The following is an 11,192-nucleotide window of genomic DNA, read 5'->3' as shown; positions in this document are numbered from 1 at the left end:
CGCCGAGCAGGTAGACAGCTGCGCGCTGTCGGCGGCAGCGCGCAGCTGTCCGGTGGCTCGGCGAATCGGGTTGGCTTCCCGTGCGGGACCGCGACGGGCCACACCCTCCCCCGAAAGTGGGTTCCCCATGCCGAAAACCCCGCAGCGGGCCTCCTGGCCCCCGCTGCGGGGTTTGTAGGGCGCCCTCGCCGCCCCGGGGTACGTTCCCTTGGGTGCCTGGGCGCCGTAGAGCTCTCCTGACGGACCGGCACGTTCCGTCGGTCAGGTCCCTCCGCCCGGACGTGCACGGACTTTCCCGGGATGCGAACGACCCGGAGGATCATCCGAAACGGCGACGGGCGCCGCACCCGAAGGTGCGGCGCCCGTCGCGCGGAATCGTTCTGCGTCAGTGCTTCTCGGGTCCGATGTGGTACTCGAACACCAGGCCCGCGGCTGCGCTGAGGATCAGGAAGACCGCCACGACGATCATCCACGGGTGGAAGAACGCCAGGGCGATGGCGGCGAAAGCCGCGGCACCCGCGAGCAGGATCGGCCAGTAGCTACCGGCGCTGAAGAAGCCGAGGTCGCCGGCACCGTCACTGATCTCGGCATCCTCGTAGTCCTCCGGGCGGGTGTCGAGGCGACGCGCCACGAACCGGAAGTAGGTGCCAACGATCAGGGTCAGGCCTGCCGAGAGCACGATCGCGGTGAGGCCCGCCCACTCGATGCCCGTGCGGGACAGGCCGGTGAACGTTCCGTACACGATGGCGACGAGCACGAAGAACACCGTCACGACCTCGAAGAGCTTGGCTTCGATCTTCATATCAGCACTTGTCCTTGTCGATGGTGGGTTCGGTCACTCGCCGGCGACGCCGCTGGCCGAACGGTCGGTGCGGTCGGTCTTGAACGGGGACGTGGTGGTCGCGACGGGCGACTCGCCGATGGCTTCGAGGGCCTCGGCGTTGCTCAGGCCCTGACCGCCCTCGGCAGCCGGCTTGCGAAGCTCGATGTACTGCGCGAACTTCTCCGGCGACACCGCGCGGACCTCGAAGTTCATCATCGCGTGGTACGTACCGCACATCTCGGCGCAGCGGCCGACGAACGCGCCTTCACGCTCGATCTCGGTGATCTGGAAGACCGGATCGGAGTTGTTCTCGCGCGGGTTCGGGTTCACATCGCGCTTGAAGAGGAACTCGGGGACCCAGAAGGCGTGGATGACGTCGGACGAGGCGAGCTCGAACTCGATGCGCTTGCCGGTCGGGAGAACCAGGACCGGGATCTCGTTGCTGGTGCCGATCGTCTCGATCTTGTCGTAGTGCAGGTACGAGAGGTCCTCGACCGGCTTTCCGTGGATCGGCGGAACCACCGCGTGCTCGTCACCCTCGGCGGCCACGTGCTCGGGCTGAGCCACGGCCTCCTGCGCCTCGTAGTCGGTGCCGTCGTACTTGGCGGTGCCGTCACCGAGATCGACGGTGCGGTAACCGAACTTCCAGTTCCACTGGTAGCCGGTCACGTCGACCACGACGTTCGGGTTGTCTTCCTTCTCCAGGACGTAGTTCTGGACCACGACGGTGAAGTAGAAGAGCACACACACGGCCACGAACGGAGCTGCCGTGTAGACCAGCTCGAGGGGCACGTTGTACGCGGTCTGCCGCGGGAACTCGGGGGAGTTCTTCTTCTTGCGGTGGAAGAGGACCACCCAGAAGGTCAGACCCCACACCAAAATGCCCATGACGAGGGCGGCGATAACCGACCACGTCCACAGCTCACGCATACGCTCGGCCTCGGGAGTCACGCCCTCCGGCCAGCCGAAACGAAGGACTTCTTCGCTGGAGCACCCGGTCAACATCATGGCTGCAATGCCAAGAGATGCTGCGAGTCCGAACCGCCGAAGGATCCGACCTTGCGCCACGTTCACGCCTTCCTGATCGCCGCAATTCCATTAGGGCAACCCCGGAGGGCAGGCCCAATTACTACGCAGCGTAGACCAAACCGGCGCGCTATCCACCCTCGGGGCGCGCACAACGTGTCGATCCTGAGACATTGCCTCGTCGCAGGACGCCGTGTCGCCGGGTGACAGGCGACGTCACAGCGACTTTCCGGGTATGCGCGCTCCGCTCGATTTCCCGCACTGCGGCATACTCCACATGACGAACGTCGGCCCTCGAGGGAAAGTTCCCGATGGGTCCGGCACTCCCCTACTGGAATCGAGGTAACGGACGCCGTGTGCGGATTGCTCGGGCTACTGACCACTGACGGCACCAGCGACGACGCCGTCGCACTGGTCGACTCCGCCATGCACTGTCTGCGGCATCGCGGACCGGACGAGCACGGCACCTGGCACGACGACGACCTGATCTTCGGATTCAACCGCCTGTCGATCATCGACATCGCGCATTCGCATCAGCCGCTGCGCTGGGGACCGCAGGACCAGCCCGACCGGTACGCCCTGACCTTCAACGGCGAGATCTACAACTACCTGGAGCTGCGCAGGGAACTCACCGAGGAACACGGCGCCGTCTTCGCGACGGAGGGTGACAGCGAGACGATCGTCGCGGCGTTCCATCACTGGGGTGCGGACGCGGTGCGTCGCCTGCGCGGCATGTTCGCGTTCGCCGTCTGGGACACCCACACACGGGAGCTGTTCCTGGCCCGCGACCCGTTCGGCATCAAGCCGCTGTTCCTGGCGACCGGTTCGGGCGGGACCGCGTTCGGCAGCGAGAAGAAGAGCCTGCTCGAGCTGGCCGGTGCGATCGGCATCGGCACCGACCTCGATCCGCGGGCGATCGAGCACTACACCGTGTTGCAGTACGTTCCCGAACCGGAGACGCTGCACCGGCAGATCCGTCGCCTCGAGTCCGGCTGCTACGCGCGGGTCCGGCCCGGTAGCGAACCGGAGATCACCCGGTACTTCGAGCCGCGCTTCCCGGTTCGGCCGTTCGCCGCCGGCCGCGAACAGGATCGGTACCGCGAGATCGCCGAGGCGCTCGAGGATTCGGTCGCCAAGCACATGCGTGCCGACGTGACCGTCGGGTCGTTCCTGTCCGGCGGCATCGACTCGACGGCGATCGCGGCGCTGGCCAAGCGGCACAATCCCGACCTCATCACGTTCACCGCCGGTTTCGAGCGGGAGGGCTATTCCGAGGTGGACGTGGCCGCCGAGTCGGCGGCCGCGATCGGGGCACGCCACATCGTGCGGGTGGTCTCCCCCGCCGAGTTCGCCGCGGCGATCCCGGAGATCATCTGGTACCTCGACGACCCGGTCGCCGATCCGGCGCTGGTGCCGCTGTGGTTCATCGCCAAGGAGGCCCGCAAGCACGTCAAGGTGGTGCTGTCCGGTGAGGGCGCCGACGAGTTGTTCGGCGGCTACACGATCTACCGCGAGCCCATCTCGCTCAAGCCGTTCGAGTACCTTCCGGCAGGACTGCGGCGTGCCGTCGGCAAGCTGTCCGAGCGGATCCCGGAGGGCACGCGCGGCAAGTCGCTGCTGCATCGCGGCTCGATGCCGCTCGAGGAGCGGTACTACGGCAATGCACGCAGCTTCAACGACGCGCAGCTGCGGTCGGTGCTACGCGATTTCCGCCCCGAGTGGACCCATCAGGACGTCACGGCACCGATCTACGCGCGGTCGGCGGGGTGGGATCCTGTGGCCCGCATGCAGCACCTGGACCTGTTCACATGGCTGCGCGGCGACATTCTCGTCAAGGCCGACAAGATGACGATGGCGAATTCGCTGGAGCTGCGCGTCCCGTTCCTCGATCCCGAGGTGTTCCGGGTGGCCTCGCAGATTCCGCTCGAGCAGAAGATCACCAAGCAGACGAGCAAGTACGCGCTGCGGCAGGCGCTCGAGGGAATCGTTCCGCCGCACGTGCTGCACCGCGCGAAGCTGGGCTTCCCGGTGCCGCTGCGGCACTGGCTGGCCGGCACCGAGCTGTTCGACTGGGCGCACCAGCAGATCGCCGAGTCCGGCACCGACCACATCTTCGACAAGGCCGCGGTCGCGCGGATGCTGAACGAGCACCGCGACGGGGTGTCCGATCACAGTCGTCGACTGTGGACGATCCTGTGCTTCATGGTGTGGCACGGCATCTTCGTCGAGAAGCGGATCGTGCCGGAGATCCAGGAGCCGGTCTACCCGGTCAGCCTGTAGGCGCTGACGGCCCGTGTGCCTTTCTGGCGGTGGGAGCCGCCAGAAAGGCACACGGGCGGCGAAGCCGCACTACGGCAGCAGCGCGCCGATCTCCTCGGCAGCGACCTCGCCGTACGCGTCGGTCAGGCGCTTGAGGGCGTCGGCGCGGTCGAACGTCCACTCCTGGGTGCCGGTGGTCTCGAGCACGTAGACGGCGACGAGGCAGCCGAGCTGGGCGGCGCGTTCGAGGCTCAGGCCGCCGCGGTGACCGAGCAGGAAGCCGGCGCGGAAGGCGTCGCCGACACCGGTGGGGTCGACCTTCGCGCGCTCGGGCACGACGCTCACGCGGACCCAGTTGCCGTCCGAATCGACGATCTCGACGCCGTCGCCGCCGAGAGTGGTCACCCGCAGCCCGACCTGTGCGCGGATCTCGTCCTCGGTGAGGCCGGTCTTCTGCTGCAGCAGACCCCACTCGTACTGGTTGGTGAACAGGTACGCCGCGCCGTCGATGAGCCGGGCGGCCTCGTCACCGCTGAGGCGGGCGAGCTGCTGGGAGGGATCGGCCGCGAACGCCACGCCCAGTTCCCGGCACTCGTCGGTGTGACGGGCCATCGCCTCGGGATCGTTGGCGCCGATCAGCACCAGGTCGACGCCGTGCGTCTCGACGACCTCGGCGAGGGAGATGTTGCGGGCTTCGGACATCGCGCCCGGGTAGAACGAGGCGATCTGCGCCATGTCCTCGTCCGTGGTGCACACGAAACGGGCGGTGTGCGCGGTGGTCGACACCAGCACCGAGTCGCAGTTCACGCCGTTGGACTCGAGCCAGGCCCGGTACTCGGCGAAATCTGCGCCGACCGCGCCGACGAGCACCGGGTCACCGCCGAACACGCCCATGGCGTACGCGATGTTCCCACCGACACCGCCCCTGCGGACCACGAGGTCGTCGACGAGGAAGCTCAGCGAGATGTGGTTGAGCTGGTCTGCGAGGAGTTGCTCGGCGAATCGACCGGGGAATCGCATGAGGTGGTCGGTCGCGATGGAACCGGTCACGGCAATGGTCACGGTGCTGTGCCTTTCGACGGGTGCAGGAGTGCGGGCCTCACCAGGGCACGGAGGTCACGGCGAGGTCGGGAAAGCCGGGCTCACACGCTACCCGCAGACGACAGGGCCCCGACACCTCACGGTGCCGGGGCCCTGTCGAGCGGACTCAGTTGAACGAATCGCCGCACGCGCACGAGCCGGTGGCGTTCGGGTTGTCGATGGTGAAGCCCTGCTTCTCGATGGTGTCGACGAAGTCGATCGACGCACCTTCGACGTAGGGGGCGCTCATGCGGTCGACTGCGAGCGTGACGCCGCCGAAGTCCACAGTGAGATCACCGTCGAGAGTCCGGTCGTCGAAGAACAGCTGGTACCGGAGTCCGGCGCAGCCGCCGGGCTGCACTGCGATCCGCAGCGCGAGGTCGTCGCGGCCCTCCTGATCGAGAAGAGCCTTCGCCTTGGCGGAGGCGGCCTCGGTCATGATGACGCCGTGAGTGGCGGTCTCGTCCTGCACAGTCATGGGCGCTCCCTGGTGGTTCGTGTCAAGCAGTCGTTGCTGGAGGTCGTGTGGAGACGACCCCGATGAGTCAACGGTACCGCGCGTACATCTATTCCTCACCCACTGCGGGGCGTTGTCTCCGTCTCGCCACCGACCTCTCCACCGATCGAGACCTGGGGTGATTTCCCCACGTGTCCGGATATCCCATAGCCTGGAGAGGTGAAGTTGCTACGCCGCGGGAGTTCCGACGAATCCGACAGCCACGACTCTTCGTCGTCCGGCAGCGCCGACGTCGCCGCGTCCGAGGTCACGCCTGCACAGTCCGGCACCACGGTGTCCGGTGGCAAGGAGACCGCGGGCAAGGGACGGCCGACGCCCAAGCGCCGCGAAGCCGAGGGCCGTCGCCGCGGCCCGGTGGCGCCCGCACCGCTGACAGCGAAGGAGGCGCGCGAACGCAAGAAGGCCGCGCGCAAGTCCATGTCGAAGGACGAGCGCAAGGCTCAGGCCGCCGAACGCCGCGCCGCCGCCTCCGAGCGACGGAACCGGATGCTTGCGGGTGAGGAGAAGTACCTGCTCCCCCGCGACCGCGGTCCCGTCCGCGCGTACGTGCGCGACCTCGTCGACAGCCGCCGCAACCTCGTGGGCATGTTCATGCCGCTGGCGCTGGTGCTCATCGCCACCATGTTCCTGGGCCCGGTCATCCAGCAGTACGTCACGCTCGCGATGTTCGTGATGATGCTGCTGATGGTCATCGAGGGCATCTACCTCGGCCGGATGATCAACAAGAAGGTGCGGGCCCGCTTCCCCGACGCGACCGAGGGCGGTTTCGGTCTCGGGTGGTACGCGTTCGTGCGCGCCTCGCAGATCCGCAAGCTGCGTGCACCCCTGCCTCGGGTCAAGCCCGGCGACGCGGTCTGACGGGCGGCACGGTCCGACGTTCGGGATTCAGTGGTGGGGCGCACCGCGCGCCGCCATCACGAACCGTTCTTCTCCGGCCACAGGTTCCTCCGATTTCCGGGGGTCCTGTGGCCGGAAGTGGTTGAGGCGCAACCAGGCTTTGCGCGCCCATCGGGCGGCTCCGTTGCTGCGGGCGGCCGGTTCGGTTCCGAACGCCACGACGAGCATGAACACGACGATCACGGCGAATTCGAACATGGTCCGATCCTGCGCTCGCGCCACTGCCGCCGACAGTGGCAGATACGACATCTCCCGTCGAATTCCTGCCAATTCTGCGGTTGGTAGCGTCTACCCCGATCACTTCTCGAAAGGTGCACTGTGAGCAGCGAACCCGCGCCGACCTCTCCCGGCCTCGACGCCACCTTCCCTCCCGTCGTCAGCCCCGACCGGGAGATCCGTCGACGCGCCGACGCCCGCCAGCTCGCACTCACCAAGCCCGCCGGCTCGCTCGGCCGACTCGAGGACCTCGGCTGCTGGATCGCCTCCTGCCAGGGTGAAGTCCCGCCGCACCCGTTCCGGCGACCGCGCGTGGTGGTGTTCGCCGGCGACCACGGCATCACCCGCCACGGCGTCTCGGCGTATCCGGCGGAGGTCACCGCGCAGATGGTCGCGAACTTCGTGGCCGGTGGCGCCGCCGTGAACATCCTCGCGACCGTCGCCGGGGCCGGGGTGCGGGTCGTCGACATCGCCGTCGACTCCGACACGGACCCGTCGGTGTCGGAGTTCAAGATCCGCCGCTCCAGCGGCTCCATCGACCGCGAGGACGCGCTCACCGAGGACGAGACGATCCGGGCGATCGCCGCGGGCCGGGCGATCGCGGACCGGGAGATCGACGAGGGTGCCGACCTGCTCATCGCCGGTGACATGGGCATCGGCAACACCACTCCCGCGACCGTGCTCATCGCGACGCTCACCAACACCGAACCGGTCGCCGCGGTCGGCCGCGGCACCGGCATCGACGACGCCGGCTGGATGCGCAAGGTGACCGCGATCCGCGACGCCATGCGCCGCGCCCGCCCGCACACCCGCAATCCGATCGCGCTGCTGCGCACGGCCGGCGGCGCGGACTTCGCCGCGATGGCCGGGTATCTCGCGCAGGCGTCTGTGCGCCGCACCCCCGTGCTGCTCGACGGTGTCGTGGTCACCGCGGCTGCGATGGTCGCCGAGGAACTCGCCCCCGGAGCTCGCGATTGGTGGGCGGCCGGGCACCGGTCCGCGGAACCCTCGCACGCGATCGCACTGCGTCACCTGAATCTCGAACCGATCGTCGACCTGGGCATGCGGCTCGGGGAAGGATCCGGCGCGGTCACGGCGCTGCCGGTGCTGCAGGGCGCAGTGACGGTGCTCGCACAGATGGCCACGTTCGACGAGGCCGGCATCAGCGGACGCGACACGGATTCCGACGAGGCCACCGTTCCCGATCCGCGCGACGAGTGATGGGCGGGCTGCCGCTCGCACTGTCGTGGCTGACGGTGCTGCCGGTGCGCGGTCCCGCCGACATCGACCGGGCGGCGGCGGCTCGCGCGATCCGCGCCGCCCCGGTCACCGGCATACTGCTCGGCGCCGCGGCGGCCGGGGTGCTGTGGTTGCTGCTCGCCGCCGGGTGCGCTCCCCCGCTCGCGGGATTGCTGTGCGTCGGGTTCCTCGCGGTCGCCACGCGCGGCATGCACATCGACGGTCTCAGCGACACCGCCGACGGGCTGGGTTGCTACGGCCCGCCAGAGCGGGCCCGTGAGGTCATGCACTCGGGGGGTGCGGGACCGTTCGGCGTCGCCACCCTGGTGGTGGTGCTCGGGGCGCAGGCGTGGTCGTTCGGGATCCTCGCCGAGGCCCGCGCGTGGCCGGCGGTGGTGCTCGCGGTCGCGGCGGGACGGATCGCGGTGGTCCTCGCGTGCCGGAACGGGATCGTCGCGTCCCCCGGGAGCGGGTTCGGTGCGCTCGTCGCCGGAACCCAGTCGTGGGCGAGCGTGTTCGGCTGGCCGCTGCTCGCCGCGGTCGCCGGGGTGTGGTGCGTGCCGGCGACCGCGTGGCTCGGCCCGATCGTGGTTCTCGTCGCGCTGGCGCTGTCCGCACTCTTCGTGCGGCACTGCGTCGTCCGCTTCGAGGGGGTGAACGGCGACGTGCTCGGCGCGGCACTCGAGGGCACCGTCGCCGCCGTCGCGATCACCCTCGGCGCCGGACTCTGACTCCCGGATACGATGACCTTCCCCGGCAGACCCACGAACGCACAACGGGCGCGACCGTCGGTGACGGTCGCGCCCGTGGCGTCTTCGTACGGTGTCGGCTACTGAGCGGCGCGCAGCGTGGTCATCCAGCCGTGGGTGTCGGCGAAGGTGCCGCGCTGGATACCGGTCAGCGTGTCGCGCAGCGCCATCGTGATCGGGCCCGGCTCGCCGCCGGCGATCGAGAACTCCCCGTCGGCGTCCTTCACACTGCCGACCGGGGTGATGACCGCCGCGGTACCGCACGCGAACACCTCGGTGATCTCGCCGGATGCGGCCTTCTCGCGCCACTCGTCCGTGCTGATACGACGTTCCTCGACGACCAGACCGGAGTCCTTCGCGAGGGTCAGCAGCGACTCGCGGGTGATACCGGGCAGCAACGAGCCGGACAGTTCGGGGGTGACCAGCCGGGCATCGGCACCGGACCCGAACACGAAGTACAGGTTCATGCCGCCCATTTCCTCGACGTACTTGCGTTCGATCGCGTCGAGCCACACCACCTGATCGCAGCCCTGCTCCGCGGCGTGGGCCTGCGCGACCAGGGACGCGGCGTAGTTCCCGGCGAACTTCGCGGCACCGGTGCCACCCGGCGCGGCGCGCACGTATTCGCGCGAGAGCCACACGCTCACCGGCTTGACACCGCGCGGGAAGTACGCGCCCGCCGGGGATGCGATGAGCAGGAACTTGTACTCGTGGGCCGGGCGCACCCCGAGGGCCGGTTCGGTCGCGAACACGAACGGCCGCAGGTACAGCGACTCCTCACCACCGGCCTTGGGCACCCACTCGTGGTCGACCTCGAGCAGTTCGACGATGGCGCGGTGGAACAGCTCCTCCGGCAACGCCGGCATCGCGATCCGCTCCGCGGACCGGTTGAGCCGTGCCGCGTTCGCGTTCGCGCGGAACGACGAGATGGACCCGTCCGCCTGCCGGTAGGCCTTCAGTCCCTCGAAGATGGCCTGCCCGTAGTGCAGCACCATCGCCGCGGGATCGAGCCGAATCGGGCCGTACGGCTCGACCGTCGCGTCGTGCCAGCCGGTTCCCTCGGTGTAGGTGATCGTCACCATGTGGTCGGTGAAGAAGTTCCCGAAGCCCGGATTCGACAGAATCTCCTGCCGACGCTCGGGGGTCGTCGGCGAAGGATGCGGGATGTGGGCGAATTCCAGGACACCGGTCATGAAAGCCGATCCTATCGAACGCCCCTGCTCCCCTACTTCGTGTGGTCCTCGACGAACGGTGGAACGACCAGCTCGGCGCGCAACGACCGGCCCCGGACGTCCACGGCGACCTCGTCACCGGCGGACAGACCGGCAGCGCTGTCGATCAGCGCGAGCGCGATACCGACCTTGAGGGTCGGTGAGAACGTTCCGGAGGTCGTCACGCCGACACGCTCGCCGTCGCGCAGGACCGTCTGGTCTTGGCGCAGGACACCGCGGTCGAGAGCGCGCAGACCCCACAGCCGGCGTGCGGGTCCGGCCTCCTTCTCGGCGAGCAACGCCTCCCGGCCCCAGAATTCCGGCTTCTTCCAGCCGACGGCCCAGCCGCAGCGGGCCTGCAGCGGCGAGATCGACGTCGACAGTTCGTGTCCGTGCAGCGGGTAACCCATCTCGGTGCGCAGGGTGTCGCGGGCACCGAGCCCGGCGACCTGGCCGCCGGCAGCCCGCACCGCGGACACGAGCGCGCGGAACAGCGGCTCGGCGTCGGCCCAGCGCGGCAGCAGCTCGAAGCCGCGTTCACCGCTGTAGCCGCTGCGGCACACCCGCACCGGCACACCGTTCCACTCGGCGTCGACGAACGCCATGTACTCGATGTCGGTGGGCAGTCCCAGACCGGTGAGGATGTCGGCGGCCTTCGGTCCCTGCACGGCGAAGACGGCGTGGTCGCGGTGCTGATCCGTCACGGTGACACCGGCCGGCGCGACCTTCGCGAGCGCGGCCACGACCGCCGCGGTGTTCGCGGCGTTCGGCACGAGGAACAGCTCGTCGTCCGACACGTAGTACACGATGAGGTCGTCGACGACTCCCCCGGATTCGGTGCAGCACAGCGTGTACTGGGCCTTGCCCGGCCCGATCTTCGACAGGTCGTTGGTCAGCGTCGAGTTCACGAACTTCGCGGCATCCGGACCGGCGACCAGCGCCTTGCCGAGGTGGCTGACGTCGAACAGGCCGACGTTCTCCCGGACCGCGGTGTGCTCGGCGACCGTGCCGGCATAGGAGACGGGCATCTCCCACCCGCCGAACGGAGCGAAGGTCGCACCGAGTTCGACGTGGACGGCGTGGATCGGGCCCTGCTGAAGTTGCTGGTCGCTCATGTCGCATGACGGTATCCCACGTGCCGGGCCGGGACCGCCTCCACGGCTTCGAACCCGACG

The 11,192-nt window shown here is 68.8% G+C and carries 11 protein-coding genes; 4 read left to right on the top strand and 7 right to left on the bottom strand.

From position 1 onward, the window contains the following. Positions 1-385 precede the first annotated feature (385 nt). Positions 386-802: a cytochrome c oxidase subunit 4 gene (locus tag I0Q12_RS20430; RefSeq protein WP_197254067.1), complete on the bottom strand. Its 417-nt coding sequence runs from the start codon at positions 800-802 to the stop codon at positions 386-388. A gap of 33 nt (positions 803-835) precedes the next feature. After that, positions 836-1,897, bottom strand: coding sequence for a cytochrome c oxidase subunit II (locus I0Q12_RS20425; protein ID WP_307846371.1), 1,062 nt, complete (start codon positions 1,895-1,897; stop codon positions 836-838). Between the two features lie 306 nt (positions 1,898-2,203). Here I0Q12_RS20425 and asnB point away from each other — a divergent pair, with 306 nt between their 5' ends. Then, positions 2,204-4,129 carry an asparagine synthase (glutamine-hydrolyzing) gene (gene asnB / locus I0Q12_RS20420; protein WP_197254063.1) on the top strand — a complete coding sequence of 642 codons (1,926 nt, stop codon included), beginning with the start codon at positions 2,204-2,206 and terminating at the stop codon, positions 4,127-4,129. 69 nt (positions 4,130-4,198) lie between these two features. Here the strand turns inward: asnB and I0Q12_RS20415 are convergent, their stop codons facing one another. Further along, positions 4,199-5,170 carry a carbohydrate kinase family protein gene (locus tag I0Q12_RS20415; RefSeq protein ID WP_197254062.1) on the bottom strand — a complete coding sequence of 324 codons (972 nt, stop codon included), beginning with the start codon at positions 5,168-5,170 and terminating at the stop codon, positions 4,199-4,201. 145 nt (positions 5,171-5,315) lie between these two features. After that, the gene (locus I0Q12_RS20410; protein WP_197254061.1) at positions 5,316-5,666 is read right to left on the bottom strand and encodes an iron-sulfur cluster assembly accessory protein; all 351 of its coding nucleotides are present in this window, start codon (positions 5,664-5,666) and stop codon (positions 5,316-5,318) included. 198 nt (positions 5,667-5,864) lie between these two features. Between I0Q12_RS20410 and I0Q12_RS20405 the strand changes: the two genes are divergently transcribed. Next, positions 5,865-6,563, top strand: coding sequence for a DUF3043 domain-containing protein (locus I0Q12_RS20405; protein WP_197254060.1), 699 nt, complete (start codon positions 5,865-5,867; stop codon positions 6,561-6,563). A 27-nt stretch (positions 6,564-6,590) separates the two neighbouring features. On the opposite strand, the gene I0Q12_RS20400 is transcribed toward I0Q12_RS20405, so the two are convergent. After that, positions 6,591-6,800 (bottom strand): hypothetical protein, encoded by a 210-nt coding sequence (locus I0Q12_RS20400; RefSeq protein WP_197254059.1) that lies wholly within the window; start codon positions 6,798-6,800, stop codon positions 6,591-6,593. Positions 6,801-6,920: 120 nt separating this feature from the next. Between I0Q12_RS20400 and cobT the strand changes: the two genes are divergently transcribed. Both cobT and I0Q12_RS20390 read left to right on the top strand, forming a co-directional pair. After that, positions 6,921-8,039 (top strand): nicotinate-nucleotide--dimethylbenzimidazole phosphoribosyltransferase, encoded by a 1,119-nt coding sequence (gene cobT / locus I0Q12_RS20395; RefSeq protein ID WP_197254058.1) that lies wholly within the window; start codon positions 6,921-6,923, stop codon positions 8,037-8,039. Then, the gene (locus tag I0Q12_RS20390; RefSeq protein ID WP_197254057.1) at positions 8,039-8,788 is read left to right on the top strand and encodes an adenosylcobinamide-GDP ribazoletransferase; all 750 of its coding nucleotides are present in this window, start codon (positions 8,039-8,041) and stop codon (positions 8,786-8,788) included. The genes cobT and I0Q12_RS20390 overlap by 1 nt, the downstream gene beginning before the upstream one ends. Before the next feature lie 98 nt (positions 8,789-8,886). Here the strand turns inward: I0Q12_RS20390 and I0Q12_RS20385 are convergent, their stop codons facing one another. Together I0Q12_RS20385 and gcvT are read right to left on the bottom strand one after the other, a co-directional pair. After that, positions 8,887-9,999: a branched-chain amino acid aminotransferase gene (locus I0Q12_RS20385; RefSeq protein WP_197254054.1), complete on the bottom strand. Its 1,113-nt coding sequence runs from the start codon at positions 9,997-9,999 to the stop codon at positions 8,887-8,889. A 32-nt stretch (positions 10,000-10,031) separates the two neighbouring features. Further along, positions 10,032-11,132, bottom strand: a complete 1,101-nt coding sequence (gene gcvT / locus I0Q12_RS20380) for a glycine cleavage system aminomethyltransferase GcvT (RefSeq protein WP_197254052.1) — start codon at positions 11,130-11,132, stop codon at positions 10,032-10,034. Positions 11,133-11,192: the final 60 nt, after the last annotated feature.

Origin of the sequence: Rhodococcus sp. CX (assembly GCF_015865005.1) — a bacterium.
Taxonomy (GTDB): domain Bacteria; phylum Actinomycetota; class Actinomycetes; order Mycobacteriales; family Mycobacteriaceae; genus Rhodococcus.
Note: the sequence above shows the minus strand (reverse complement) of the source record. Positions and strands in the feature narration are given on the sequence as shown.

Coding starts and splice junctions, on each gene's coding strand:
- I0Q12_RS20385 (WP_197254054.1), bottom strand. CDS start 9,999: ATGACCGGTGTCCTGGAATTCGCCCACATCCCGCATCCTTCGCCGACG.
- I0Q12_RS20400 (WP_197254059.1), bottom strand. CDS start 6,800: ATGTTCGAATTCGCCGTGATCGTCGTGTTCATGCTCGTCGTGGCGTTC.
- I0Q12_RS20390 (WP_197254057.1), top strand. CDS start 8,039: ATGGGCGGGCTGCCGCTCGCACTGTCGTGGCTGACGGTGCTGCCGGTG.
- I0Q12_RS20430 (WP_197254067.1), bottom strand. CDS start 802: ATGAAGATCGAAGCCAAGCTCTTCGAGGTCGTGACGGTGTTCTTCGTG.
- I0Q12_RS20410 (WP_197254061.1), bottom strand. CDS start 5,666: ATGACTGTGCAGGACGAGACCGCCACTCACGGCGTCATCATGACCGAG.
- gcvT (WP_197254052.1), bottom strand. CDS start 11,132: ATGAGCGACCAGCAACTTCAGCAGGGCCCGATCCACGCCGTCCACGTC.